The organism is Actinomadura meyerae (genome assembly GCF_900188445.1).
Taxonomy (GTDB): Bacteria; Actinomycetota; Actinomycetes; order Streptosporangiales; family Streptosporangiaceae; genus Spirillospora; species Spirillospora meyerae.
This window is the reverse complement of sequence record NZ_FZOR01000025.1, coordinates 1-24,960: the sequence shown is the minus strand read 5'-3', so window position 1 is coordinate 24,960 and position 24,960 is coordinate 1. Positions and strand designations below refer to the sequence as shown.

The window sequence follows — 24,960 nt, the reverse complement described above, 5'->3', positions numbered from 1 at the left end:
CCGGAGGGCCGCCCGCGTCGACGCTACCTGCGGGACGCCACGTGCCCGCTACGCGCGGGACGCGAGCCGCGCCGCCGTCGTCGGCAGCCCGCCGTCGAGGTACCGCTTCCGCGTCGCCGCACGTGCGATCTTTCCGCTCGACGTGCGCGACACGCCACCCGGTTCGACCAACACGAACTCGTGCACGCTCATCTCGTGCTCGATGTTGACGGCGCCGCGCACCGCCGCCTCGACCTCGTCCAGGTCGAGCCGGCCGAGCGGGACGCGGCGGTTGCGCTCGGCGACGATCACGAGCCGCTCGGTCTCCTCGCCGGTGAGCGCGAACGCCGCGACGTGGTCGGGGCGGATCGCGGCGTGCGCCTCCTGCGTCGTGACCTCGATGTCCTGCGGGTAGTGGTTGCGGCCGTCCACGATGATGAGGTCCTTGATGCGGCCGGTGACGTACAGCTCGCCCTCGTGGACGACGCCGTAGTCCCCGGTCTTCATCCAGGGCCCGGCGGGCAGGTCGCCGGGCTCGCTCAGCTCGCCGCCGAAGGTGTCCTGGCTGCGCTCGGAGTTGCGCCAGTAGCCGGGGGCGGTGTTGGGGCCGTGCACCCAGATCTCGCCGACCCGCCCGTCCGGCTGCTCGCGCCGCGTCTCCGGGTCGACGATCGCGACGAGCTGCCCGCAGGGGCCGCCGCACGACACCAGCTCCGACCCGCCCTCGCGCAGCCGCAGCTCGCCCTGGGTGAGGGCCTCCCGGTCGACCGAGATGACCTTCGGCGGGACGTCCTCGGCCGCCGCGGTCACGAACACCGTCGCCTCGGCCAGCCCGTAGCCGGGGGCCTGCGCGCCCGGCCGCAGCCCGGCCGGCGCCAGCGCCTCCGCGAACATCGACAGCGTCGACGGGCGGATCGGCTCGGCGCCGTTCAGGCAGGTCGTCAGGCCGGACAGGTCCAGGCCGGCGATCTTCTCCTGCGTCGCCGCCGCCGCGACGTACTCGAACGCGAAGTTCGGGCCCGCCGTGTAGACGTTCTTGCCCGGCCGCGCCGCGATCAGCTGGAGCCAGCGCATCGGGTTCATGATGAACGACACGGGGTCGGTGTAGATGGCGTGGTCGCCGTTCACCAGCGGCAGCGCCATCGTCGCGATCAGGCCCATGTCGTGGAACAGCGGCAGCCAGCTCACCAGCTCGGGGCCGGGCCTGTCGGGCGCCCACCCGGACCACAGCTGCGCCGCGTTCGCCGTCACGTTGCCGTGCGTGATCTCGACCCCGGCCGGGCGCCGCGTCGACCCCGACGTGTACTGGAGGTACGCGAGGTCGTCGAAGCCGATGGGCTCGTCCTGCCACGTCCCGGCGAGCGCGAGGTCGACCTCCTCGGCGAACACGATCTCCTTCGGCTGCGGGACGTCGTGGTCGGCGAGGAACTTCTCCACGTGCGGCAGCGCGTTCCGCGTCGTGACGATGACCGCGGGCTCGGCGTCGGTGTAGGCGCCGATCAGCCGGTCGGCGTGGCCCGGCAGGTCGGGCGAGAACAGCGGCACCGCGATGACGTGCGCGTACATCGCGCCGAGCATCGTCATCATGTACTCGAGCGTCTGCGGCAGCAGCAGCGCGGCCCGCTCGCCGGGCCCGGTGACCTGGCGCAGCGTCGCCGCCATCGCGCGCGCCCGGCGGTCGGTCTCGGCCCAGCTCGCCGTGACGTGCGCGCCCGCCGGGTCGGCCGAGTAGTCGACGAAGGTGTAGGCCGGCGCGTCCGGCTTCTCCCTCGCCCACCGCGCGACCCGTTCGATCAGCGGGGTGCGGCCGGAGCCGCCGGGCAGCAGTTCGGGAAGCAGCGAGCCCAGAGCCATTGATCATTCTCCCGAGGGGACGGGCCGGACGGGCCCGGTGCGGACGGGGTCGGGCGCCATCGGCGGAGGGCGGGCCGGGCCGGCCGGGGCACGCCCCGGCGACCGGCGATGATCGTCAAGCTACCCGATGGTAGTCAGCACGCGATATTAGCTCCCGGCCACATTCGCCGAAGCCGGGTTTGTCACCCCCGTGACAACCGGAAAACGCCGGAACACGCCTGGGCGTCCGGCCGGTCACCGACCGTGCCCGGGATCACCGCTCGCCGGAGAAGATCTGTTCCACGATGCCCCGGCGGTGCCGCCCCTGGTACGTCGTCTCGGGGTTGACCTCGTCCGGAAGCTCCGCGAGGTACCGGCTCTCGGCGTCGATCAGCTGCTCGAGTTCGCCGCGGTCGAGGAACACGCCCTTGCATCCCGGGCATTCCTCGATCACCACGCCGTGGCGCTCATGGGTGTCGAGCGTCGACTCGCACTTCGGACACTGCAGCGTCGTCTCTGACATAACGGATCCCCTGTCCGTAACGACGGCTTTACTGTCAGGCGGTCAGCCTACTGACATGACGCCCGTTCCGGTATTGCTCGCCATTCGATCCGGCTGTCCGAAGGCGGCACGCCTGCGTTAGCGTCGCCATCCGCCCGTCCGGCCGCGTCACCCGGCGGCGGCGGCCTGCCGCAGCGCCAGCCGCCTCCGGTAGAGGCCGATGCAGGCGGCTCCCCACAGCAGGCCGATCTCCGCGATGAGCGCGGCGCCGATGACGACCGCCCAGTCCAGCTCGTCGCCCTCCTCCGCCCCGGCCGGCGCCATCAGCGTCATCCTGGTCGCACCGGGCGCGACCCGCGGACCCGGCGGGACGTTGGCGGGCGGCAGCACGACATCCCTCGGCGGCGCCACGACGGGCAACTCCGGCATGGCGAACCCCGGAGGCGCATCCCCGTTCGACCCTCCACCGCTCCCAGGGGGCGCCACCGCGACGCAGGGCTCGCCTTCGCACTGACCGTCCGCCGGCGGGTCGTCCGCAGGCGGGTCGATCGCAGGCGGGTCGATCGTCTGCGGACTGAGGCCGGGAAACTCCGCAAGCTCCCTGGGCGACTCTTGGCTCGCAGTGGGCCGGGGCACAGGCGTTCTAGGCGTACGGGTCTTCGGCGTCGACGTCTTCGGTGTGCGGGTCTTCGGCGAGTTACCGCCGCCGCTGCTCAGCTTCGGGACGGACGGGCCGGGAGTCACCCTCGGGCTCTTCGATGCTGCACAAGGTTTCGCACTCTTGCGCGGCTTGCCGCTGCCGCACGGCGTCTTTGTCGGCAGGTGGCTGCCGCTCGCCCTCGGCTTCGGCCCGGACGCCTTCGACTTGGGGCTCTTGGGACTGGACGGCTCGGCGGACGGCTTCGAACCGGTTGGTGTCGATGTCGGTGACGCTGTTGGCGAGGACGTGGATGGGGACGTGGATGGGGGCGTGGATGGGGACGGGGGCGAGGACGAGGTCGTGCCCGAGAAGCCGAACACCGCCTGCAGCGATCGAGTGACGGCGTTGGGGGCGTCCGCCACCGCACGGATGCTCAGAGGCTTCGCCGATGCCTCCGGCGTCGCGGACGCGGGGAGCCGCAGTGTGCCCGTCCGTTCGCGTGGCTTCTCGCCGACGTCCCCCAGGGCGCAGTCGAGTCGCCCTGGCTCGGCCTCGGTGCAGCCCGCCGGGAGACTCGTCCAGGCAAGGGGGCGCTCCGCGGTGAGCCGCAGCGTCGCGTCGCGCGCGACGCCGCCTTCCGCGTGGACACGGACCGTGTACGCCAGGGCGTAGCCGGGTCCGGATGTGGCGATGCTGGAGAACGCCTGGTCCATGAGTAAACGGACGGTGGACGGGCGTCCGCCCGGTACGGCCTCGGCGGCCGGGATCAGCAGCACGAGAGGTACGGCCAGCGTGCCGGCGGCAGTGATCGCGCCCCAGCGTGTCCTTCGGCGCACCGTTCCCCCTAGCGGTCAACGTCATGGCTGCCAGGGGGGCGGCGCCGCGGCGCCGGGCACAGACAGTTATTGCCAATCGCCGGTACTAGTAACGTGCCTCACCCCGGCGGCGAGCTATCTTTCGCATAGCGAAATCGGTTCTCCGTAGAATCGGGTGGGCCGCGGTGAGGAGAGGAGACCCGGGGTGGCGGAGGCCGTTCGGTCGCTGGAGCGCGCGTTCGACCTGCTGGAGCATCTGGCGGACGCGGGCGGCGAGATGGCGCTGTCGGAGCTGACGGAGGTCTCCGGGCTGCCGATGCCCACGATCTACCGGCTGATGCGCACGCTCGTGAACAAGGGGTACGTCCGGCAGGAGCCGTCCAAGCGGTACGCGCTCGGGCCGCGGCTCATCAGGCTCGGGGAGGGCGCCAGCCGGCTGCTCGGCACCTGGGCGCGGCCGGTGCTGGCCCGCCTGGTGGACGAGATCGGGGAGACCGCCAACATGGCGGTGCTGGAGGGCGACGAGGCCGTCTATGTCGCGCAGGTGCCGTCCAAGCACTCGATGCGCATGTTCACCGAGGTGGGGCGGCGCGTCCAGCCGCACTGCACCGGTGTGGGCAAGGCGCTGCTGTCGCAGCTGCCCGACCAGCGCGTCCGGGAGATCCTGTCCCGGACGGGCATGGACGCGCACACCCCCAAGACCTTCACCGACCCGGACGCGCTGCTCGCCGAACTGGACCGGATCCGTAAGCAGGGATACGCGCTGGACGACGAGGAGCAGGAGATCGGCGTCCGCTGCGTCGCCGTGCCGCTGCCGGGGACGCCGACGCTGACGGCGATCTCGGTGTCCGGCCCGTCCGGCCGCATGACGAGCGAGGCCGTCCCGGGCGTCGTGCCGATCATGCGGGACGCCGCCGAACGGTTCGCGAAGGAGCTGAGCCCCACGACGTCCTGACGCGCGCCGTCTGAGGCGCGCCGGGGATCGGTCGATGGGCCTCAGTCGACGGGTTCGCCCACCACGACGGTCGGGCGCCCGCCGCGCTCCCAGGTGACGAAGTCGCCGGCCGACCTGACGAGCATCGCGGCGAGCCACAGGGCCACGCCGGTGTCGTCGGCGATGCCCACGACCGGGATCACGTCGGGGACGGCGTCGATCGGGGAGACGATGTAGACCAGGCCGAGGGCGAGCAGGCCGAGCGTCCCGAAGGACATGCCCTTGTACTGCCCGCGCAGGACCGACTTGATCATCCGCGGGACGGCCCGCATCCGCTCCCAGAGACCCGGTGCGTCGGGCTGCAGGGTCTCGCTGTAGATCTGCCAAGCCTGGCCTGCGGCGGCCGCGCTGCGCTTCTTGTTCACGAGCACTCCTCGTCCGAACGGGGTCGTGGCGGGCGCGCCCCCGCGGCGCCCACGACTACGTACGACGCGACCATCGCCGGAAATGTTCCCCCTTGTCGGGCCGCGCGGCCCCGTTCGAGGCCACCGGGGGTGAGTTCTTCATCACTCCGGCGGCCGAGGTGCGGCGATTCGCGGCGTGTTGCCCGGCGCCCGCTGCCAGCATGTCCCTACGGGCGGCTCCCCCAGCACGACCGGCACGGCCCGTCGAGCATCGCAGGAGTGACGAACCGATATGAGCGGCGACCATGCGAACCGCCCCGTCCACGGCACCGCGGCGGGCGGCCCCTATGTCGCGCTGCCCCCGACCGCGGTCGACGCCGAGGCCTCGGGTCCGGTCCGGCTGATCGTGGCCTGGCCCGGGTTCGACCCGCCCCGCACGGCCGCGGCGCTCGCGGCGGCGGTCCCGATGACGGGCGTGCCGGTGTGGCGGGCCTTCCTCGACCTTCCGGGCCGCTCGCCGGGCGGGCTCGGCTCGGGCGCGATCCTGGAAACCGAGTCCATCGAGGCGTACTGCACGGCGGTCGAGGACGCCGTGGACCGGCTGCCCGACGCGCTCGCCGACATCCGCCGCGACCTCGCGCTCCCCGACGGGCCCGTCGCGCTCGCGGGCTTCAGCACGGGCGCCGCCGCCGCGCTGCTGGCCGTGCTGCGCGGCACCGTACCGGTGCGCACCGCCGCGCTCGTCGCGCCCGTGGCCGCCCCGGCGCGGGCCGCGCGGGCGGTGGAGCAGCGCTCCGGCCGCGAGCGCGACTGGGCGCCCCGGGCGTCCGAGCGCGCCGACCGGCTCGACCTCGGCGCGCTCGCGCCCGGCCTCGCCGGACGCGACGTCCCGACGCTGCTCATCGGCGGCGCCAAGGACCGCGTCGTCCCGCCGCGCGAGATCACGGCGCTGCGCGACCTGCTGCGCCGGCACGGCACCGGGGCGGTCGAGTCCACCACGTTCCGGATGGGGCACGCGCTGGCCGCCGAGCCCGGCACCGAGCCGCGCCCGCCGATCACCGAGGCCGTCCAGGTGGACACCGCCCTCACCGACTGGTTCCGCGACCACCTGGCCGACACCGGGGCCGGGGCGGCGGACGACGGCAGGCACGGCGCCTGGTCGGCGGACGGCCGGGCCGGGGCGGCCCCGGCGGCGCGCCCGGGAGCGGTGGCCGGCCGGCCCTCGTGAGCGGCGGCCGAGCCGCCCCGCCCGGATGCGGGCGCGTTCGAGCGCCCGCCCGGACGGGGCGGGAGACGGCGCGGCTCAGCCGCGGGACAGGACCTCGTAGCGGACGGGGATCACACCCGACCCGGTGCCGCCGACCTTCTTCATCGCCGCCCTGGACAGGTCCAGGCAGCGGCCGCCCGCGTACGGGCCCCGGTCGTTGATGCGGACGACGACCGAACGGTCGTTGTTCTTGTTGGTGACCCGGACCTTGGAGCCCATCGGCAGCGTCTTGTGCGCGGCCGTCAGCCCGTCCGGGTCGAAGCGCTCACCGCTCGCGGTCATCTGGCCCTCCCAGTAGTAGGAGGCCATGCACGAACCCGAGTCGATGACCTTGGACTTCTTCTTCTTGGACGTCTTCTTCGGCTTCGCCATGCGAGCGGCGACGGCGTCCGAGTCCGGAGCCTTCTTCCGCTTCTTCTTCGGCGGCTTCGCCGGATCCCGCGACGCCGTCGGCGACGGCTCCGGTGCCCGGGTCCCGCCGCGGCCCACCCGCGGCGAGTCGGCGTCCGGACGGCCGGCGAGCGGGTCGCCGGGCGGGTTCCCGGTCTGTGCGGCCTGCGCGGACTTCGCCGACCCGTCCGCGCTGACCAGGGCGAACGCCCCGGCGGCGAGGACGGCGACGGCGGCGCCGGAAACGATCAGGACGGTGCGCAGGCGCGCGCGAAGAAGACGTCTTACAGGGCTACCCACAGAGGAGTCCTTTGTTAGGGGACAGGGCCCCGGACGCCCGGCTCATCTCACGGCGCGCTCAGGCGACCTTCCCGTCCCCCGAGTCCTCCGCCGCCGGCGGGCGCGCTCGCCCGTCCCGTCTCTCCGCGCCGCTCTCAGGGGCGCGTCCGCGTCATCGCGGTCCGGCGTCCGGCAGGTGCGGCGGGAAATGCTTCTTCACTTTTGATCACTAAAGCGCCGCACAAGTCCTTGACCGTACGTTGTGTCTCGTGTGAATCAAGACGTAGGGCCCTGGTTTGTGGGGTTTGTCACCCGACTCTTTGCGCTGCGGAGTCGATCAACTTCACGCGGTCACGCTGTTTGTAGATCGTCTTTACCCTCTCTCGACCGGGTATCTCGGGCAGATAACAACCGTTCCGGAGCACCTGGCGACCGTGCCCGAACAGCACGAAAGGGGCGTCCCATGGATGCCGATCGCATCCGCGGAACGCCCCGAGCGCGTTGCTGGAAGGGGTCGCGTGTCACCCGATGGGCAGCCCGGGTGCGCCGACGGGCAGGCCGCTCTGCGTGAGCCCCCCGAGCAGCATGGACACCGGGTCGGCGTCGGGGCCGTTCTCCAGCGGGCCGGACGCCGGGCGCGGCCCCGGGCCGCCGGCGCGGCGCGCGCCGGCATCCTCGGCCTTGAGCACGTTCAGAACGCTGCCGACGTTCTGCCGGGGCCGGTCGAGCTTCGCGCCGGCCTCGCCGACGGTGTCGCCGGCCTGCCCCACGACGTCGGACGGCACCGGCGCGGCGTAGCGGTAGCGCGGCGGGAAGAGCAGCGAGCCGACCGGCAGGCCGGCCGGGCGCGCGGCGGCGAGCTCGGCCGGCACGTTCGGGACGTCGAGGGGCACCGTGTCGTCCAGCCCGCCCGGCGCGGCCATGCTCACCGGCGCGCCGGCGGCGCGCGCACCCGGCAGGGTCGTGTCCGGGAGGGTACCGCGGGTACCGCCGGCGAGCGTGTCGCCGATGTCGCCCAGCAGGCCCCCGCCGCCCGGTCCGCCGGACTCCGCCGGCGCCGCGGCCGTCCGGCGCACGGCGCCGAGGCAGTCGCCCCGCGGCAGGCCGAGCGACTGGCCGGCCACCGGCAGCGAGGTCTCGGGCAGCTTCGTCCCGGCCTTGTCGTTGACGGTCTTGCCCGGCTTCAGCTTGCACCGGGCGGCGGCGGGCGCGGCGCGGAAGGCGCCCGGAGCGTCGCGCAGGGCGCCGTCCACGGTGCCCGTCGCGCCCTCGGCGGCCTGCCCGCCGGTCCGCACGGCGGTGTCCGGGAGCGCCCGGGTGACCGGGTGGGCCGCGGCGGCCGCGTCGTAGAGGAGCGCGGTGGACGGGCCCGGTGCCGCCTCCGCCGCCGTGTGCGCGTTCGCGGGCGCCGCCGCGACCGCGAGCACGGCGGCGAACGGAGCGACGACGGCGGCGCCCAGCAGGCCCTTGGCTGATCGGTTCATTGTTTCCCCCCGGTTTTCCGGCTTGACCCTGCACGTGCGATGTGCGCGATGTGCGCCCGCCGGTCCGGCGAATTCGGCGCACCGTCGAGCGGGGACGTTAGTACAACGAGAAGGCGCGCACGGCCGATTCGAGAATCAATTGGTAAACGGCAGAGAGATCTCCGAAATCGATGCGCGGCCGCGCCCGATCTGCCAAAGGGTGACAATTTCCGACATAGGAGAAGGCGGGGGCGCCGCGCGCCCCCGCCTTCTCCCCGTTCTGGTCACCGGGTCCGGCTCCCTTGTCCCGGCTACTCGGTCCCGGCTACTCGGCCGCGCCGAGCGAGATGGCCTCGTCGACCTCCTCCTTGCGCGCCGCGACCTCCGCCGCGTAGCGCTCCTCGTCGACCTTCTCGGCGATCTCCTCGTCCTGCCTCATCAGCGCCTCCAGGTCGGCCTTGGCGTTGTCGAGAACGCCCATGTCCCGATAGGCCGCCTGCACCTTGTCGCCCCACAGGCCCACGTCCCGCACGCACGGCACGATCCGGCTGAACAGCAGCGACTGATAGAGGGTGTACATATCGGAGTTGTCGACGTACTCCATGCATTTCTCGACCGGCATGTCGAGCGTCTCGAAGATCTCGCGCCCCTTGAAGCGGTCGCGCATCAGGTAGCAGCCCTCGACGACGAACTCCTCGCGCTCGGCCCGCTCCTTCTCGGTGAGCTCGGCGTAGTAGTCCTTGAGCGCGAGCCGCCCGAACGCGACGTGCCGCGCCTCGTCCTGCATGACGTACGCGAGCAGCTGCTTCACCAGCGGGTTCGTCGACATGTCGCGGTACAGCCCGAACGCGGCGAGCGCGAGGCCCTCGATGAGGACCTGCATGCCGAGGTAGGGCAGGTCCCAGCGGCTGTCCTCCAGCGACTCGGCGAGCAGCTTCGCCAGGTCCTGGTTGATCGGGTAGTACATCCCGATCTTCTCGTGCAGGAACTTCGTGTACAGCTCGACGTGCCGCGCCTCGTCCATCGTCTGGGTCGCGGCGTAGAACTTCGAGTCCAGGTCGGGGACGGACTGGACGATCCGCGCCGACACGTTCAGCGCGCCCTGCTCGCCGTGCAGGAACTGGCTGAACAGCCACGACCCCTGGTGGCGGCCGAACTCGTCGCGCTCCTTCTGCGACATCTTCTCCCAGATGTCGGACCCGTGGAGCGGGTTGAAGTTCTCCGGCAGGCCGGCGACGTTGAGGGGGTCGACCTCAAGGTCCCAGTCGATGCGCTTCTGCGCGTCCCACTGCTTGTCCTTCCCCTTCTGGTACAGGCTCAGCAGCCGGTCGCGCCCGTCGTCGTACTCCCAGGTGAAGCGGGCATCGCCCGCCATGGGGACGTTCCACGTCTCGGTCGGGACCGGGGTGGAGTAGAGGTCAAAGGAACTCACGGGGGGATCCTCCTCCAGGCGTTGCGCCGCGCCATCGCGACGCGTGCGTGCACCGCCCACGGCTTTACATACCTTCGTAACATGTAAAGCTCGGGGAGGCCAGGGCCCCCGGCGGAACGCGCCGCGAAAGCCGTCGCCCGCACCTCCCCGGGGAGATGCGGGCGACGGGAGAGCTCGGAGCCGGGCGCGCCGGTCGGCGGGTCGGCGGGTCAGCGCGACTGGAGGGCGTCCAGGCCGACGGCCTGCGCGATGACGAGCCGCCGGTCGAGGCGCGGGTCCTTGATGTCGACGGTGTAGCGGTCGCGGAACCCGAACTTCTTCTCCACCGAGAAGACGACCTGGTCGCCCGCGTAGAAGTCGAAGTGGTACGGCCAGGCGAACGGCAGGCTGTCCACGTACGGGATGATCTGCCAGACGCGCCGCAGCACCGCCACGAACTTGTTGCGCTCGCTGCCCGTGGTCACGCCGAGGCCCGGCTGCTCCAGATGCCAGGTGGAGGCCAGCAGCGACTTCTTGAAGTCCTTGCGGAAGACGCCGATCGGCTGCCCGTGCGCGTCCGTGACGTCGTAGGCGGACGCGAGGTCGATCCGCTTGCGCGCCTTGAAGCCGAGGATCGGACGCGTCTTGGTGTCGTCCGAGTACAGGGTGACCTGCTCCTTGAACGCCAGCCGCTTCTGCTGCGCGAAGGCCAGCAGCTCGCCCTCCCCGCCACCGGGGGCCTCGGCGTGCACCTCGTACTGGTTCACCATCAGGCGCACCCGCTGCCGGATCAGCAGCCTGTTCTGCGCCTGCAGTCTCTCTTCGTCCAGCGGACTCACCCGTTCTGTCGCTTGTGCGGTGGGAGTCTGCCACAGCGAGTCCCGCACATCCCGGTTTTTCCGGGAGTGGGGGACGCCTACGCCTTTGGTGCCCGGGGAGAGGGGGCGATGGCGCTCAGGAGTGCCGGATATGGGACGCGAGGTAGGCATGGATCATGCGCTCGGCCTCGGCCACGATCTCGGGGTCGCCGTCCGGGCTGCGGCGGAAGGCCATCTTCAGCACGGCGTCACCGGCCTCGACCGCGATGGCGAGCGCGGTGGCGAGGCCGGGGGTGTCCCGGACGTCGAAGGTGTCCACGATCATGCGGCGGAGCCGGTCGGCGACGACGGCGTTGTTGTCGGCGTCGGAGTCGAGCAGGTTGACGTCGGCGACGTCGCCGAAGCGCAGCACGCGGAAGCCCGGGACGGTGCGGTGCATCTCGACGAAGATCTCGATGATGGCGCCGACCGTGTCGGACCAGTCGCCGAACCCGCCCTCGGCGAGCCGCGCGGAGATGCGGTCGCCGAACTCCTCCAGGTTGCGCAGGGCGAGGGCCTGCGCCACGGCGCGCTTGTCCGGGAAGAACTGGTACACCGAGCCGATCGCCACCTCGGCGCGCTGGGCGATGCGCGTCGTGGTGAGGCCGTCGTAGCCGTCCTCGTCGAGGATGTCCGCGCAGGCGTCGAGCATCCGCTGGACGCGTTCGGCGCTGCGGCGCTGGGCGGGACGGCGGCGGAGCGGGGTCCGGATCTCGGTCACCCGGCCATTGTCCCCGACCGGGGGCATGCCCCGCATGGACCGCCAGGCCGTTCACCACCCCGGGGCCACCGGAGTCTTCCGCGCGCACCACCCCGCCACTAACATCCGAAGGCTATTCGCATTTTGGGGAGAGGATCGCGATGGGTCTGCCGGAGGGCTTCCGCTGGGGCGTCGCCACCGCCGCCTACCAGATCGAGGGCGCGGTGGACGAGGACGGGAGGGGACCGTCCACCTGGGACACCTTCGCGCACACGCCCGGACGCGTCCGGGACGGCCACACCGGCGACGTCGCCTGCGACCACTACCACCGGTGGCCGGAGGACGTCGCGCTGATGTCGGGCCTCGGCGTCGGCGCCTACCGGTTCTCCATCGCGTGGCCGCGCGTGCAGCCGTCCGGGAGCGGACCCGTCAACGCCAAGGGCCTGGACTTCTACGACCGGCTCGTGGACGGCCTGCTCGCCGCCGGGATCTCGCCCGCCGCCACCCTCTACCACTGGGACCTCCCGCAGCCGCTCGAAGACGCCGGCGGCTGGCTGGAACGCGACACCGCCTACCGGTTCGCCGAATTCTCCTACCTGGCCGCCGAGCGGCTCGCGGACCGCGTGGACATGTGGATAACTCTGAACGAGCCCGTGGTCGTCACGGCCTACGGCTACGCGTTCGCGGTCTACGCGCCCGGCAAGGCCCTGCTGATGGACGCCCTCCCCACCGCGCACCACCAGCTCCTCGCGCACGGCCTCGCCGTCACCGCGCTGCGCAGCCGCAACGCCCGCGCCGTCGGGCTGACGAACCACTACTCCCCGGCGTGGGCCGCGACGCCCGCCGACCAGCCCGCCGCCGACGCGTTCGACGCGTTCATGAACCGGCTGTTCACCGACCCCGTGCTCCTCGGGCGCTATCCGGACCTCATGGGGGACGCGCCGTACATCCGGTCGGCGGACCTGTCCGTCATCGCCTCGCCCATCGACTTCCTCGGCGTGAACTACTACCAGCCGACGCGGCTGGCGACGCCGTCCGAGGGCCCGCTGCCGTTCGACATGGTCGACATCACCGAGTATCCGACGACCGGCATGGGCTGGCCGATCGTCCCGGACGCGTTCCTGTCGCTGCTCCGCACGCTCGACGCCCGCTACGACCTGCCGCCGCTCTACATCACGGAGAACGGATGCTCGTTCCCCGACGAGGTCGGCGCGGACGGCACGGTGGACGACTCGTCCCGCATCGAGTTCCTGGACGCCCACATCAAGGCCATGCGCACCGCCATCGACGAGGGCATCGACATCCGCGGCTACTTCGCGTGGTCGCTGCTGGACAACTTCGAATGGTCCGAGGGCTACCACCCCCGCTTCGGCCTCGTCCACGTCGACTATGAGACGCAGAAGCGCACCCCAAAGAAGTCCTACGCCTGGTACCGGGATCTCATAGCGTCGTCCTGACCGGTTCTACGCTGGGCGTATGGCCGTCGAAGGACAAGCCCTCGGTCGAGCGCTCAGGCGGGCCCAGCACCGGCACCACAGGGCGCTCGACGGCCGGCTCGCGAGCGTCGGCACAACGCTGGCGCAGTGGGACGCGCTGCGGGCGATCAGCCGTTCCCCGGGCGCGTCCGCGCGGGCGCTCGCCGCGGAGACGTTCCAGAGCGAGCAGGCGTTCGGCACCCTCGCCGGGCGCCTCGGCGCCCAGGGCCTCATCGACCGGCGCCCCGGCGCGGGCCGGAGCATCGAGCACCGGCTGACGCCCGCCGGCGAGAAGGTCCTGGCGGCCGGGAGCGCCGTCGCCGACGAGGCCCTCGCCGAGCTGTTCGCCCCGCTGCGGGAGGACGAGCGGGACGCCCTCCTCGACCTGCTCCTGCGCATCGGCGGGACGGACTGACCGCCCGCCCGGACGCGGCTCCTGGATAGTCTTCTCCCTCCGTTTTCGTCGGGGAGGTAGGGGATGCCGGAAAGCCGCCCGTTGCGTGCCAACGACCCGCGCGAGGTGGCCGGGTACCGGCTCACCGCCCGGATCGGCGAGGGCGCCCAGGGCACCGTCTACCTGGGCGAGTCGGACGAGACCGGGCAGCGCGTCGCCGTGAAGCTGCTGCACGCCGACTTCGGCCGGGACCCGCGGGCCCGCACCGCCTTCGAGCGGGAGCTCGACGCGGCCCGGCGCGTCGCCCCCTTCTGCACCGCCCGCATCCTCGCCGCCACCGCCGACGACGACCCGCCGCACATCATCACCGAGTACGTCGACGGACCGTCGCTGAAGGACCTGGTCGCCGAGCGCGGCACCGCGTCCCCCGACGAGCAGGTGCGGCTGGCGATCGGCACCGCGACCGCGCTGGCCGCCATCCACGAGGCGGGCGTCGTCCACCGCGACTTCAAGCCCGCCAACGTGCTGCTCGGCCCGGACGGCCCGAAGGTCATCGACTTCGGCATCGCCCGGCCGCTGGACGCCACGTCCGCCACCATGACCGGCGCCGTCGGCACCCCCGCCTACATGGCGCCCGAGCAGGTGTCGGGCTCGTCCGGCGGCGCGCCGGTGGACATGTTCGCGTGGGCCTGCACGATGGTGTTCGCCGCCAACGGGGCGCCGCCGTTCGGCGGCGACACCGTCCCCGCGATCATGCAGCGCGTCCTGTACGCGGAGCCGGACCTCGGGGCGCTGACCGAGCGGCTCCGCGACCTGGTGACGGCCTGCCTGGCCAAGGACCCGGCGGACCGGCTCACCGCCACGCAGGTGCTCCAGCGGCTCCTCGGCATCGGCCCGGACGCGAACCTCCTGGCCGAGGGCAGCTCCGCCGCCACCCGCCCGGCCGGTGCCGTGCAGACCGCCGAGCCGAGCGCCGGGCCGACCGCACCGCCGCCTCCTCCCGGCCCGTTCGCGCCGCCGGCCGCGCCCGCGCCTCCGTTCGGCGGGGGAGCGGCCCCCCGGGGGCCCGTCGGGCCGCCTCCGGGCTTCCCCGCCCCCGGGACCACCCGTCCGGCGCAGGGACGGAGCAGGCGCCCGCTGCTGGTCGCCGGTGCCGCGGCGGCCGGAGTGCTGCTGGTGGCGGGCGCGCTCACCACCGCGATCCTGCTGAACGACGGCGACGATCCCGGCAGGAAGAAGCCGGGCGATTCGGAGAGCGGCAAGCCGGTCGCGCAGACGACGGGCGCCGGCGGAGGGAAGTGCAGCTACCCGCCCTCGTCGAGCGACCAGGTGAAGTTCGTCGGGACGCCGCCGGTCAACCCGGTGGGGCTCCCCACCAAGGCCACCATCAAGACCAACCTGGGCGACCTGGAACTGGAACTCGACCCTGCGGCGCCCTGCACGGTGAACTCGCTGGCCTTCCTGGCGAAGCAGGGCTTCTACAACCGCACGTCGTGCCACCGCCTGACGACGAACCCCAGCCTCAAGGTCCTCCAATGCGGCGACCCGACCGGGACCGGAGCCGGAGGCGCGTCCTACACCTTCGAGAACGAGAACACGGCCCCGCCCTACGTCAGAGGCACCGTGGCCATGGCGAACGCGGTCAACGGCCCCAACAGCAGCCAGTTCTTCATCCTCTACGGGGACGCACCGGACCTCGCCCACTCCTTCCCCGTCTTCGGGCACGTCACGTCCGGGCTGGACATCATCGACCGGGTCGCCGGGAAGGGCACGGAGAGCGGCGATGACGGCCCACCCAAGCAGAAGGTCACGATCACCGCATTCACCACGTCGGCGGCGTAGCCCGCCTGTACATGCCTTCCCCGATTCACCGCTTCTGCGTCCCATGACCCGCCAGACGGCGTGACGGTCCGTTTTACTGGCGACCGGCTCGCCCGGCGAGCGGAAACGTGAACATCGGATGGCAGGGAGCCGCGGTGGAGGACCTGCGACCTGGAGATCCTCGAACGGTCGGCCGGTACGCGCTGTCGGCCCGGCTGGGCGCGGGCGGGATGGGGCAGGTGTTCCTCGGCTCGTCCCCCGGCGGGCGCCCGGTGGCGGTGAAGCTCGTCCATCCGGGGCTGGCCTCCGACGCCGAGTTCCGGCGCCGCTTCAAACGCGAGGTCGAGGCGGCGCGCCAGGTCGGCGGCTTCCACACCGCCCCGGTCGTCGACGCCGACGCGGACGCCGACATCCCCTGGCTGGTCACGGCCTACGTGCCCGGACCGTCGCTCGCCGCCGCCCTCGCCGAGCACGGGCCGTTCCCGCTGGAGTCAGCCCTCGTGCTGGGGGCCGGGTTGGCGGAGGCCCTGGAGGCCATCCACGCGGTCGGCGTCGTGCACCGCGACCTCAAGCCCTCGAACGTCCTGCTCGCCTCGGACGGCCCGCGCGTCATCGACTTCGGCATCGCGCGCGCCGTGGACGCGTCCGGTGTCACCGGGCATGCCGGAACGCCCGGGTTCATGGCACCGGAACTGCTGTCCGAGGGGACGGTCGCGCCCGCCTGCGACGTGTTCGCCCTCGGCGCCGTCCTCGCTCACGTCATGGGGGTGCGGCCGTTCGGCGAGGGGCCGTCGGAGGCGCTGGTCTACCGGGTCGTCCACAAGGAGCCCTCGCTGGACGGCCTGCCCGACCCCATCCGGGGGATCGTCGCGCGCTGCCTCGCCAAGGACCCGGCGGCGCGCCCGAAGCCGGCGGAACTGCTGGAGGCGCTGTCGGCGGCCGGCCGGAGCGACGCCTGGTTACCGCCGCCCGTCCAGGAGATGCTGACCCGCTATCCCGCACCCGGCACCCGTCCTGTATCCGCCACCTCCTTCTCCGGTCACACGCCCTCCTCCGGTCACACGCCCTCCTCCGGTCACACGCCGTGGCCCGGTCCGCAGGCCGTCCCCCATCTCCCGCCCGTGGCGTTCACCGGGAACAGGTTTCCCGTCGTGCTCGCGCTGGTCGGGCATTCCCTGCTGTTCGTCCTCGGCATCGCCTTCGGCATCCTCACCCTGATGGGCTTGGGGAGCCTGTCGAACAGCGGTGACCGCGTGCTTCTCGCTCTGGTCCTCGCGGTGCTCTGCGTGGTGGCCATCGCGATGATCCGCACGCCGGTGATCTGGCTCGTCCCCCTCATCCGGGAGCTGGTGAGCCCGTGCGACCTGGAGATCAGCCAGAACGGCATCCAGGTCCGGTTCCAGGGCAGGCTCGTCCGCTACCCGTGGCACGGGATCGGCCGCGTGACGGTCCGCCGCGCGGACTCGCCCTCCGGATGGTCGCTCTGCATCTCCCCCGGACCCGGTACCGGTCATCCGCCGCCCCGGGGGCCGCGCATGATGCTCTGCTACCTGGAACGGAAGTCGGGCTGGATCGTCGTCATGCCCGTCCACCGGATCAAGGGCTCCCGGCGCGAGCTCGAAGGCGTCCTCCTGCGGTACAGCGGCCCGCACTGGGGCGGCAACGGCTGACCTTCCCAGGCCCGCGGCGGACGAGCCGTCCGGGCCTACGCGCTCGCCGGTTCGGCGCCGAGCGTGCCCAGCGGATCGTCCATCAGCGCGGCGAAGCCCAGCTCCGCGGCGCCCACCAGCGTCGCGTCGTAGCCGAGCGCGGCGGTGCGGAGCGCGACGCGCTCCCGGGACACCGGCAGGCCGCTCGTCCGGACGCGGGCCTCGACCTGCGCCGCCGCGCCCCGGTAGAGCTCGCTCAGCATGCCCCCGAAGACGACGACGCCGGGGTTGAACAGGTTGATCAGGTTGACCACGCCGATGCCGAGCCAGCCGCCGACCCGGTCCAGGGCCTCCCGTGCGGCCGGGTCGCCCCGCTCGGCCGCCGCGACGACCGCCCGCACGCCGTCCCGGCCGACCGGCCCGCCGGCGCGTCCGGCGGCCTCCAGCAGCGCCGCTTCGCCGACCTCCGCCTCCAGGCAGCCGCGGGAACCGCAGTTGCAGGGCCGCCCCCCGTACGGGTTGACGATCATGTGGCCGAGTTCGGCGGCGTAGCCCTCGTCGCCGTCCAGCAGCCGGCCGCCGACGATGATGCCGCCGCCCACGCCGACATCGCCGTGCAGGTAGACGAGGTTCCGGCTGCCGGCGCCCGCGCCGCGCTCGTACTCGGCCAGCGCGCCGAGATGGGCCTCGTTCCCGACCGCCACCGGCAGCCCCAGCCCGAGCCGCCGGGCGAGCGCCGGACCGACGTCGAGGTCCGTCCAGCCCATGGTGGGCGCCAGCCGCACCTTGCCGTCGGCGGCCCCGACCAGGCCGCAGTACGACATGCCGACGCCGGCGCACTCGGCTCCCTCGGGCGCGGCGGCCACCAGTGCGCGGCCGAACTCGGCGAGGGCGCCGACCACCTCGTCGAGGTCGTCCTCGCCGCGGCGGCGCGGCGCCTCCCGGCGCTCCAGCAGCGTCCCGCCGAGCCCGACCCGGGCGGCGGTGAGCCGGTCCACGGCGACGTCGAAGGCCAGCACGTACGCCCGCTCGCTCGCCGCGCGGACGACCAGCGACGGCCGGCCGGCGCGGCCCGTCGCGGCGGCCGGCTCTTCCCGCACCAGCCCGGTCTCGGCCAGCTTCGCGATCAGCGTGAGGATCGTGCTGCGGTTGACGCCCATCCGCTCGGCCAGCTCGGTGCGCGACACCGCCCCGTCCCGGTGCACCTCCCGCAGCACGGCCCCGGCGTTGCGCCGCCGCGTCGGCTGCGACGCCCGCCGCGCGGGGCCGGTGGCACCCGGCAGGAGAGGGGAGGACATGCCGTCCACGCTACCCAAGGCGCCTCCCCGGTCCCAGCGCGGCCGGGATGAGAACCGGGTCGCCCGGGCGTTGGAACAGATGACGAGCACCGCCCCCTTGACCTGGAAGGACAGTGACCGATGGCTCTGAAGCGACCGTCCTTCCTGCCGTCACTGGACGAGCTGGAACGGCAGGCCGAGGCACGCTCGGCGGACCGCGGCCGCCCCGGCTCCCACTTCGACCACCCGACCGCGAAGAACCTGTTCGTCGCCGTCCTAGTCCTGACCGTGCTCGCCCATGTCGTCGGCGGCATCGTCTTCCTCCTGCTGGGCTTCTGACGCGCACCTCCTGACGCGCACCTTCTGACGCGCACCGTTCTGACGCGCACCGCGAAAACCGGATGCGGCCGCGCGGCCGGGCCCGGCATCGTGGGTGGATGCTGGTCGACCATTTCCCGCTTCTCGGGCTCCGGCTGAGGACACCGCGCCTCGAACTGCGGCTGCCGTCCCCGGAGGAACTCGGCGCCCTCGCGGACGCCGCGGTGGAGGGCGTCCACGCGCCGGACACGATGCCGTTCGCGGTGCCGTGGACCGACCGGCCGCCCGCCGACATCGCCCGGGGCGTCGTCCAGCACCACTGGGAGACGCTCGGACGCTGGTCGCCCGGCGACTGGCAGCTCAACCTCAGCGTCTTCCACGCCGGCGAGGTCGTCGGCCAGCAGGACCTCCGGGCCCGCGACCTGGCCGTCCTGCGGCAGGTGCAGAGCGGCTCGTGGCTCGGGATGCGCCACCAAGGGCAGGGGATCGGCACCGAGATGAGGGCCGCCGTCCTGCACCTGGCGTTCGCCGGCCTCGGCGCCGAGGAGGCCCTGTCCACCGCCTTCGAGGACAATCACGCGTCCCGCGCGGTGTCGCGCAAGCTCGGCTACGCCGAGAACGGCATTGGACGCCAGGTCGTGCGCGGGGTGGCGACCACCGAACACCACGTGCGCCTCACGCGCGCGGACTGGGAGAAGCACGCCACCGTCCCCGTCACCATCGAGGGCCTCGCACCGTGCCTCCCCATGTTCGGCGTCCCGGAGCCCACGACCCCCTGACCGCGCTGCTGGACGCGTGGCGCGGCCCACCGCCGACGCCTGCCGCAGGGCTCACCGTGCTTCGCGGACGGGGGTCGGCGGTGCGGGCTCGGCCGCATCGGGGACGGCCTGCTGGACGGCGGCCCTGCCGGGGAGCAGCAGGGCCAGCACCGCGGCGACCCCGGCGAACGCGGCGGCCCACCAGAACGCCTGGTGGAAGGCGTCCTCCGGGTGGCCGGTGCCCATGACGTGCGCCAGGATCACCGCCAGGACCGCCGTGCCGAAGGACCCGCCGATCTGCTGGGCCACGCGGATCAGGACGCTGGCGTGGGCGACCGCTTCGCGGTCCAGGCCCAGGTACGCGACGGCCATGACGGGGACGGTGACGGCGCCCAGGCCGATGCCGCGCAGGAGCAGCCATCCGGCGAGCGTCCACGTGCTCGTGTGGGCGTCGGCGAAGGCGAAGGGGACGGTGGCGGCGCCCACGACGAGGAAGCCGGCGACGGTGATCGGGCGGGCGCCGAGGCGGTCGGTGAGGCTGCCCGCGAGGGAGCGGCTGAGGAGCGTGCCGATGCCCTGCGGGACGAGTGCGAGCCCGGCGTCGAGGGCCGTGGCGCCCCGGACCTGCTGGAAGAAGAGCGGCAGCAGCAGGAGCGCGCCGTACAGGGCGAAGCCGGAGAAGAACAGCACGGTCGAGGCCGACACCGTCGGGCGGTGGGCGAACAGGCGGACGTCCACGAGCGGGTCGGTGCGGCGCAGCGCGTAGGCGGCGAAGCCCGCGACGAGGCCGACGCCGATGATCAGCGGGGCCAGCGCGCCGAGGTCCGCGAAGCCCTTGGAGGCGGCCTCGGAGAGGCCGAAGATGGTCGCGGCCAGGCCGGGCGCGAGCAGGGCCAGCCCGGGGACGTCCAGGCGGGGGCGGCCGGACGGGTCGTCGCGGTCGAGGAACCGCGCGGCCAGCCAGATGCCGGCGACGCCGAACGGGATGTTCACCCAGAACATCCACCGCCAGCCGAGGTGCGCGAGGATCGCGCCGCCCGCCAGCGGGCCGAGGATCGGGCCGAGCAGGGCGGGCAGCGCGATGACCGCCGTGGTGCGGCCGAGCAGCCGGCCGCCCGCGGCGCGGACGACCAGGGTGGTCATCACCGGCAGCATCAGCCCGCCGCCGATGCCCTGGACGACCCGCCCGGCGATCAGGGCCGGGGCGTCCCAGGCGGCGCTGGACGCCAGGGACCCGGCCAGGAACACCGCCAGCGAGAAGATCCACACGCGCTTGCCGCCGTACCGGGCCATCGCCCAGGTGCTCAGCGGGACGGTGATGCCGAGCGCGAGCAGGTAGGCGGTGGTGACCCACTGGATGGTGGCGACCGAGGCGTGCAGGTCGGCCGCCAGATCGTGCAGCGCGACCCCGACGATCGTGGTGTCGAAGACGACGGCCAGGATGCCGGCGATCAGCACGCCGGCGGTCCTGAGCACCTTCGGGTCGAGACGCTCCCCCATGGCATCCCCCAATAAGAGTCATCAGTGTTTCTTATCTGCACGGTAGGCTACCACGTTAAGAAACACAAGTGACTCTTAACGGAGGACACGGTGGCGGAGGACACGGTGGCGGAGGAGCCGAGTCGGCGGCGGCGGGGCAAGGCCCTGGAGGACGCGCTGCTGCGCGCCGCCTGGGACGAGCTGCTCGAATCCGGCTACGCGGCGCTGACGATGGAGCGCGTCGCGGCCCGCGCGGGCACCAGCCGGGCCGTCCTCTACCGGCGGTGGCCGGGCCGGAGCGAACTGGCGGTCGCGGCCATCCGGCACCGGCGGGAGACCCATCCGGTCGCCGTCCCGGACACCGGGAACCTGCGCGATGACCTCATCGCGCTGATGCGGTCGGCGACCCAGCGGCGCAGCGAGCTCGCCGCCATGATCGGTGCGCAGTTCGGCGGCCTGTTCACCGAGGCCGGCACCACCCCGGCCGAACTGCGCGAGCAGCTCCTCGGCACGGAGCCGCCCTGGTCACGGGAGGTCTACCGGCACGCGGTCGAGCGCGGCGAGATCGACCCCGACCGCGTCCCCGACTCGGTGCTCTCCATGCCGTTCGACCTGCTGCGCCACGACATGCTCATGACGTTCGAACCCGTCCCGGACGCGCGCATCAACGCCATCGTGGACGAGCTGTTCCTCCCCCTGCTCGCCCGCTACCAGGAAGGCTAGGCGGCGGACAGGGTGTACGTCGTGCCGCTGCTGCTCTGCACCCAGGCGTCGGGCAGGGCGGAGGCCAGGGCGTGCTGGGCGCGCCAGCCGGTGCAGTGCCCGGGGACGACGAGGCTCGGCGCGAGGTCGGTCAGCGCGGCGACGGTCGGCGGGATGACCGGTTCGAAGGCCGGTCCGCCGAGGTGCAGCCCGCCGACGAGCGCGTGCAGCCGGTCGACGCCGGTCAGCCGCCGCGCGTGCCGGACGATGTTGACCGCGCCCGCGTGCCCGCACCCCGTCAGCACGACCAGGCCCCGGTCGCGGACGTGCACGACGAGCGCCTGGTCGTCGGTCACCAGCGGGTCGTGCGCCCACTCCGACCCCGTCCACGCCTGGTGCGGCGGCGGCATGCCCCGCTCGAACTCGGTGGTGCGGTCGACCTCGCCCGTGATCAGCACGCTGCCGTCCAGCAGGAGGGACGGCTCGCGGCGCTCGATGACCTCGAAGCCCTCCCCGGCCAGCGCGCGGGGGCTCAGCGTCGGCAGCTCCTCCGGCTCCCGGCCGGGCAGCGCGAGGCGCCGCCGCGTCCAGGCGAGGGGGTGCACCACCATCGGCAGCGACCGCACCCCGCGCCTGCCCGCCAGCCCGGCGAGCCCGCCCGCGTGGTCGAAGTGGCCGTGGCTGAGCACGACGGCCTGGATCCCGCCGAGGTCGAGCCCGAGCCGGTCGGCGTTGGTGACCATCGCGTCGGGGGACAGGCCGGTGTCGAACAGCACGCTGGTGGAGCGGCCGCCCCGGCGCACCGTGACCAGCGCGGAGAAGCCGTGCTCGGCGATCATCCCGCCGAACGTCCGGCCCTCCTCGAACTGCGGCGCGGTCACCGCGCCCAGTCCGGCGCCCGCCCGCCGGACGCGCTCGCCGTCGGTGAGCAGGGCGTCGTAGACGTTGTCGACCAGGGTGACGATCTCCACCTCGTCGACCGGCTCCAGGGCGATCGGATCGACCGCCGCGCCCGGCGCCGGGCGCGGCATGGACGCCGACGCCTCCGCCTGCCCGCCACCTGTCTCGCACATGCCGCCAGCCTAGCCGCGGCGCCCCGCCGCGCCCTCTCCCATCGTGCGCTCTCGCACCGCGCCCTCTCCCACCGCGTGCTCTTGCACCGCGAACCGCTGCCGGTAGGCCGACGGGCTGAGGCCGGTGCGGCGGCGCAGCTGGGCGCGCAGGTTGGCGGGGGTACCGAGTCCGCTCGCGCGAGCCACCGCGTCCAGCCGCTCCTCGCCGCGCTCGATGATCCGGCAGGCCAGCTCCACCCGCTCGGCGGTGAGCCAGGCGAGCGGCGTGGTGCCGAGCTCGGCGCGGAAGCGGCGGTGCAGCGTGGCCGGGCTGACGGCCGCGCGGGCCGCCAGGGCGGGCACGGTCAGCGGCTCGTGCAGGCGCTCCCGCGCCCAGTCGAGCAGGGGCGCGAGCGAGGCGTCCGGGATCCGCGGCATCGGGCGCTCGATGAACTGGCGCTGGCCGCCGTCGCGGTGCACGGCGAACACCAGCCGGCGGCTCACCGCGTTCGCGATCTCCGCGCCGTGGTCGCGGCGCACCAGATGCAGGCCGAGGTCGAGCGCGGCGGCGCTCCCGGCCGAGGTCAGGACGTCGCCGTCGTCGACGAACAGCACGTCCGGTTCGAGGCGGACGCGGGGGAAGCGCGCCCGGAACGTCCCGGCCCAGCGCCAGTGCACGGTCGCGCGGCGCCCGTCGAGGACGCCCGCGGCCGCCAGCGTGAACGCGCCGGTGCAGAGGCCGACCAGCCGGGCGCCCCGCGCGGCGGCGGCCCGGACGGCGGCCAGCACCTCGGGCGCCGGGTCCTCCTCGGGGTCCGGGCGGTTCGGCACGATCACCGTGTCCGCCCGCTCGACGGCCCGCAGGTCCTCGATGCCCGACATGGTGAACAGCCCCGCGTGCATGACGGCCGCGCCGCCGGGGGCGCAGAGCGCGAAGTCGTACCAGGGGCGGTCCAGCTCCGGGCGGCGCAGGCCGAACAGCTCGGTGGCCACGCCCATCTCGAACGGGTTGGAGCCCGCGCCGATGATCATCACCACGCGATGCGAGAATCCTTGCGCCATACGCGATTTCTAGCACTCACGGCGAGGTGCCGCGTCCCCGCAGGGTGGGGGCATGAACAGCGAACCCATCGAGCTGGCGGCGGCGCTGGACTCCTTCACCGACCTGTGGAGCCCGCGCATCGTCGCCCGCGTGAACGACTACGACGTCCGCGTCGCCAAGGTCGAGGGCGACCACATCTGGCACGCCCATGATGATACCGACGAGTTCTTCCTCGTCCTTGACGGCGAACTCACCATCGCCCTGCGCGAGGCACCCGGCGGCGAACGGACGGTCACGCTTCCCAGAGGAGCGGTGTTCGTCGTCCCGCGCGGTGTGGAGCACAAGCCGTCCGCGCCGCGCGGCGCCTCGATCCTGCTATTCGAGCCGACCGGCACCTTGAGCGTGGGCGACCGCCACGAGTCCGTGCCCGAGTCGGTGGACGCGACCACCGGCCACCCTCTGCAGGGCGCTTGAGGGATCCGACCGGCGTGGGGACGGCGGTTAGAGCGTCACCGTGGCCGCTATGCCGTAGTGGTCGGACAGGTGTGCGGTCGTGCCGTCGGGGAGGCGGGTCTCCTCGGTGAAGACCAGGCGGGGGTCCGCCTTCAGGCCCGGCCTGTGGAGGAACTGGTCGATCGCCCCGATGTCTGCGCACTCGGGGCGGTAGGTGGGCTCCGTGCCGCCGCCGAAGGCGTCCTCCAGCCCGGCGGCGGACGCGAAGCCGGTGAAATAGCGGGTGTCGCGGGGGACGTTGAAATCGCCGACGGCGATCAGCGGTTCCGCCGGATCGATCCTCGTGATGGCGGCGGCGAGCTGCTCCAGCTCGGACTGCTCCACTTTCGTATAGGCATTGGACGGGGACCAGTCCATGTCCAGGTTCGCGGAAAGGTGCGTGTTCACCACCGTCAGGCTTCCGCCGGGCACGCGGAGGCGGGTGAAAAGCGCACCTTTGTTCAGCAGCCATTCCTGCCGGGCCGGGCGCGCGAGCCGGTACGGCAGGAAGTGGCTTTTGGCGATCGGCCACCGGGAGAGCGTGACCAGGCCGCCGCGCACGAGCGGGAATCCCCCGGCGCGCGCCATGAACGGGAAGGACGGCGTCGCGCGCCGGAACCGGGCCAGGACCTGAGGCGAAATCACCTCCTGCAGGCAGACGACGTCGTAGTCCGACTCGTCGACCAGCCGGGCCAGCGCGTCCATGCGGGCCCGCACGCGGTCACGGAACAGCGTGTTGAAGGTGAGAACGCGGATGCGCCGCGCGTCGTCCCGCATCGCCATGCCGCCACCCTACGACGCCGGGACTCCCGGCCGCCCGCGCCCGGCCGCCGGGATGGCTTGTTCACAGAAATGCGCATTTTGCATTATTTCTCGCTAGCCAGAAACCGCGATGGACTATCCCGTTCGCGTTGAAGCCCGCAACCGGGTGGTCCATGATGCAATGCCGTTAAATTAGCCTGACCGTCAGGGTGTTATCCACATATCCACAGGCGTCGCAGGTCCATGTGGAGTTCGTGAAAGCGAT

24 protein-coding genes are annotated in these 24,960 nt (G+C 73.0%); 10 read left to right on the top strand and 14 right to left on the bottom strand.

The genetic code is table 11. From position 1 onward, the window contains the following. Positions 1–48: 48 nt before the first annotated feature. From CHF16_RS23900 to CHF16_RS23890, 3 genes are all read right to left on the bottom strand, one after another. Positions 49–1,833 (bottom strand): fatty acyl-AMP ligase, encoded by a 1,785-nt coding sequence (locus CHF16_RS23900; RefSeq protein ID WP_089328351.1) that lies wholly within the window; start codon positions 1,831–1,833, stop codon positions 49–51. A gap of 253 nt (positions 1,834–2,086) precedes the next feature. Beyond that, positions 2,087–2,335, bottom strand: coding sequence for a TFIIB-type zinc ribbon-containing protein (locus CHF16_RS23895; RefSeq protein WP_089328350.1), 249 nt, complete (start codon positions 2,333–2,335; stop codon positions 2,087–2,089). Between the two features lie 147 nt (positions 2,336–2,482). Continuing rightward, the gene (locus CHF16_RS23890) at positions 2,483–2,743 is read right to left on the bottom strand and encodes a hypothetical protein (protein WP_089328349.1); all 261 of its coding nucleotides are present in this window, start codon (positions 2,741–2,743) and stop codon (positions 2,483–2,485) included. A gap of 1,231 nt (positions 2,744–3,974) precedes the next feature. Between CHF16_RS23890 and CHF16_RS23880 the strand changes: the two genes are divergently transcribed. Then, positions 3,975–4,724 carry an IclR family transcriptional regulator gene (locus CHF16_RS23880; protein WP_281259389.1) on the top strand — a complete coding sequence of 250 codons (750 nt, stop codon included), beginning with the start codon at positions 3,975–3,977 and terminating at the stop codon, positions 4,722–4,724. A gap of 41 nt (positions 4,725–4,765) precedes the next feature. Here CHF16_RS23880 and CHF16_RS23875 read toward each other — a convergent pair whose 3' ends face one another. Beyond that, positions 4,766–5,128: a YkvA family protein gene (locus CHF16_RS23875; protein ID WP_089328453.1), complete on the bottom strand. Its 363-nt coding sequence runs from the start codon at positions 5,126–5,128 to the stop codon at positions 4,766–4,768. Positions 5,129–5,399: 271 nt separating this feature from the next. On the opposite strand from CHF16_RS23875, the gene CHF16_RS23870 reads away from it, so the two are divergent. Continuing rightward, positions 5,400–6,335, top strand: a complete 936-nt coding sequence (locus tag CHF16_RS23870) for an alpha/beta hydrolase (RefSeq protein ID WP_089328347.1) — start codon at positions 5,400–5,402, stop codon at positions 6,333–6,335. Positions 6,336–6,410: 75 nt separating this feature from the next. Here CHF16_RS23870 and CHF16_RS41920 read toward each other — a convergent pair whose 3' ends face one another. The 5 genes from CHF16_RS41920 to CHF16_RS23845 form a co-directional block, all read right to left on the bottom strand. Next, positions 6,411–7,064 carry a septal ring lytic transglycosylase RlpA family protein gene (locus CHF16_RS41920; RefSeq protein WP_218826807.1) on the bottom strand — a complete coding sequence of 218 codons (654 nt, stop codon included), beginning with the start codon at positions 7,062–7,064 and terminating at the stop codon, positions 6,411–6,413. 500 nt (positions 7,065–7,564) lie between these two features. Next, a complete protein-coding gene (locus CHF16_RS23860; RefSeq protein ID WP_089328346.1) occupies positions 7,565–8,527 on the bottom strand; it encodes a hypothetical protein in 963 nt (320 codons plus the stop codon). Between the two features lie 304 nt (positions 8,528–8,831). Then, on the bottom strand, positions 8,832–9,938 hold the full coding sequence (locus CHF16_RS23855; RefSeq protein WP_089328345.1) for a ferritin-like domain-containing protein: 1,107 nt from the start codon (positions 9,936–9,938) through the stop codon (positions 8,832–8,834). A 209-nt stretch (positions 9,939–10,147) separates the two neighbouring features. Further along, positions 10,148–10,756 (bottom strand): LURP-one-related family protein, encoded by a 609-nt coding sequence (locus CHF16_RS23850; protein ID WP_245869097.1) that lies wholly within the window; start codon positions 10,754–10,756, stop codon positions 10,148–10,150. Between the two features lie 115 nt (positions 10,757–10,871). Further along, positions 10,872–11,495 (bottom strand): TetR/AcrR family transcriptional regulator, encoded by a 624-nt coding sequence (locus CHF16_RS23845; protein WP_089328344.1) that lies wholly within the window; start codon positions 11,493–11,495, stop codon positions 10,872–10,874. Positions 11,496–11,635: 140 nt separating this feature from the next. Here CHF16_RS23845 and CHF16_RS23840 point away from each other — a divergent pair, with 140 nt between their 5' ends. From CHF16_RS23840 to CHF16_RS23825, 4 genes are all read left to right on the top strand, one after another. Continuing rightward, a complete protein-coding gene (locus CHF16_RS23840; protein ID WP_089328343.1) occupies positions 11,636–12,931 on the top strand; it encodes a GH1 family beta-glucosidase in 1,296 nt (431 codons plus the stop codon). A 19-nt stretch (positions 12,932–12,950) separates the two neighbouring features. Next, complete coding sequence (locus CHF16_RS23835) at positions 12,951–13,364, top strand: MarR family winged helix-turn-helix transcriptional regulator (RefSeq protein WP_089328342.1); 414 nt, start codon at positions 12,951–12,953, stop codon at positions 13,362–13,364. Between the two features lie 63 nt (positions 13,365–13,427). Further along, positions 13,428–15,185 carry a protein kinase domain-containing protein gene (locus CHF16_RS23830; protein WP_089328341.1) on the top strand — a complete coding sequence of 586 codons (1,758 nt, stop codon included), beginning with the start codon at positions 13,428–13,430 and terminating at the stop codon, positions 15,183–15,185. Between the two features lie 134 nt (positions 15,186–15,319). Then, a complete protein-coding gene (locus tag CHF16_RS23825) occupies positions 15,320–16,834 on the top strand; it encodes a serine/threonine-protein kinase (RefSeq protein ID WP_089328340.1) in 1,515 nt (504 codons plus the stop codon). Between the two features lie 35 nt (positions 16,835–16,869). Here CHF16_RS23825 and CHF16_RS23820 read toward each other — a convergent pair whose 3' ends face one another. Further along, on the bottom strand, positions 16,870–18,111 hold the full coding sequence (locus tag CHF16_RS23820; protein ID WP_089328450.1) for an ROK family transcriptional regulator: 1,242 nt from the start codon (positions 18,109–18,111) through the stop codon (positions 16,870–16,872). Positions 18,112–18,231: 120 nt separating this feature from the next. Here CHF16_RS23820 and CHF16_RS23815 point away from each other — a divergent pair, with 120 nt between their 5' ends. Further along, the gene (locus CHF16_RS23815) at positions 18,232–18,429 is read left to right on the top strand and encodes a hypothetical protein (protein WP_089328339.1); all 198 of its coding nucleotides are present in this window, start codon (positions 18,232–18,234) and stop codon (positions 18,427–18,429) included. 98 nt (positions 18,430–18,527) lie between these two features. After that, complete coding sequence (locus tag CHF16_RS23810) at positions 18,528–19,187, top strand: GNAT family N-acetyltransferase (RefSeq protein ID WP_089328338.1); 660 nt, start codon at positions 18,528–18,530, stop codon at positions 19,185–19,187. Between the two features lie 51 nt (positions 19,188–19,238). Here the strand turns inward: CHF16_RS23810 and CHF16_RS23805 are convergent, their stop codons facing one another. Next, positions 19,239–20,666, bottom strand: a complete 1,428-nt coding sequence (locus CHF16_RS23805) for an MDR family MFS transporter (RefSeq protein WP_089328337.1) — start codon at positions 20,664–20,666, stop codon at positions 19,239–19,241. Positions 20,667–20,756: 90 nt separating this feature from the next. Here CHF16_RS23805 and CHF16_RS23800 point away from each other — a divergent pair, with 90 nt between their 5' ends. Next, positions 20,757–21,368 (top strand): TetR/AcrR family transcriptional regulator, encoded by a 612-nt coding sequence (locus CHF16_RS23800; protein WP_245869093.1) that lies wholly within the window; start codon positions 20,757–20,759, stop codon positions 21,366–21,368. On the opposite strand, the gene CHF16_RS23795 is transcribed toward CHF16_RS23800, so the two are convergent. Both CHF16_RS23795 and CHF16_RS23790 read right to left on the bottom strand, forming a co-directional pair. Beyond that, positions 21,365–22,420, bottom strand: a complete 1,056-nt coding sequence (locus tag CHF16_RS23795) for an MBL fold metallo-hydrolase (RefSeq protein WP_089328336.1) — start codon at positions 22,418–22,420, stop codon at positions 21,365–21,367. The two genes, CHF16_RS23800 and CHF16_RS23795, sit on opposite strands and share 4 nt — an antisense overlap. 9 nt (positions 22,421–22,429) lie before the next feature. Next, positions 22,430–23,461, bottom strand: a complete 1,032-nt coding sequence (locus CHF16_RS23790) for a helix-turn-helix domain-containing protein (RefSeq protein WP_179271671.1) — start codon at positions 23,459–23,461, stop codon at positions 22,430–22,432. 52 nt (positions 23,462–23,513) lie between these two features. On the opposite strand from CHF16_RS23790, the gene CHF16_RS23785 reads away from it, so the two are divergent. After that, on the top strand, positions 23,514–23,915 hold the full coding sequence (locus tag CHF16_RS23785) for a cupin domain-containing protein (protein WP_089328335.1): 402 nt from the start codon (positions 23,514–23,516) through the stop codon (positions 23,913–23,915). Positions 23,916–23,942: 27 nt separating this feature from the next. Here CHF16_RS23785 and CHF16_RS23780 read toward each other — a convergent pair whose 3' ends face one another. Beyond that, positions 23,943–24,710: an endonuclease/exonuclease/phosphatase family protein gene (locus CHF16_RS23780; RefSeq protein WP_179271670.1), complete on the bottom strand. Its 768-nt coding sequence runs from the start codon at positions 24,708–24,710 to the stop codon at positions 23,943–23,945. Positions 24,711–24,960 lie beyond the last annotated feature (250 nt).

Coding starts and splice junctions, on each gene's coding strand:
- CHF16_RS23900 (WP_089328351.1), bottom strand. CDS start 1,833: ATGGCTCTGGGCTCGCTGCTTCCCGAACTGCTGCCCGGCGGCTCCGGC.
- CHF16_RS23895 (WP_089328350.1), bottom strand. CDS start 2,335: ATGTCAGAGACGACGCTGCAGTGTCCGAAGTGCGAGTCGACGCTCGAC.
- CHF16_RS23890 (WP_089328349.1), bottom strand. CDS start 2,743: ATGCCGGAGTTGCCCGTCGTGGCGCCGCCGAGGGATGTCGTGCTGCCG.
- CHF16_RS23870 (WP_089328347.1), top strand. CDS start 5,400: ATGAGCGGCGACCATGCGAACCGCCCCGTCCACGGCACCGCGGCGGGC.
- CHF16_RS23860 (WP_089328346.1), bottom strand. CDS start 8,527: ATGAACCGATCAGCCAAGGGCCTGCTGGGCGCCGCCGTCGTCGCTCCG.
- CHF16_RS23840 (WP_089328343.1), top strand. CDS start 11,636: ATGGGTCTGCCGGAGGGCTTCCGCTGGGGCGTCGCCACCGCCGCCTAC.
- CHF16_RS23835 (WP_089328342.1), top strand. CDS start 12,951: ATGGCCGTCGAAGGACAAGCCCTCGGTCGAGCGCTCAGGCGGGCCCAG.
- CHF16_RS23830 (WP_089328341.1), top strand. CDS start 13,428: ATGCCGGAAAGCCGCCCGTTGCGTGCCAACGACCCGCGCGAGGTGGCC.
- CHF16_RS23820 (WP_089328450.1), bottom strand. CDS start 18,111: ATGTCCTCCCCTCTCCTGCCGGGTGCCACCGGCCCCGCGCGGCGGGCG.
- CHF16_RS23815 (WP_089328339.1), top strand. CDS start 18,232: ATGGCTCTGAAGCGACCGTCCTTCCTGCCGTCACTGGACGAGCTGGAA.
- CHF16_RS23810 (WP_089328338.1), top strand. CDS start 18,528: ATGCTGGTCGACCATTTCCCGCTTCTCGGGCTCCGGCTGAGGACACCG.
- CHF16_RS23805 (WP_089328337.1), bottom strand. CDS start 20,666: ATGGGGGAGCGTCTCGACCCGAAGGTGCTCAGGACCGCCGGCGTGCTG.
- CHF16_RS23795 (WP_089328336.1), bottom strand. CDS start 22,420: ATGTGCGAGACAGGTGGCGGGCAGGCGGAGGCGTCGGCGTCCATGCCG.
- CHF16_RS23790 (WP_179271671.1), bottom strand. CDS start 23,461: ATGGCGCAAGGATTCTCGCATCGCGTGGTGATGATCATCGGCGCGGGC.
- CHF16_RS23785 (WP_089328335.1), top strand. CDS start 23,514: ATGAACAGCGAACCCATCGAGCTGGCGGCGGCGCTGGACTCCTTCACC.
- CHF16_RS23780 (WP_179271670.1), bottom strand. CDS start 24,710: ATGCGGGACGACGCGCGGCGCATCCGCGTTCTCACCTTCAACACGCTG.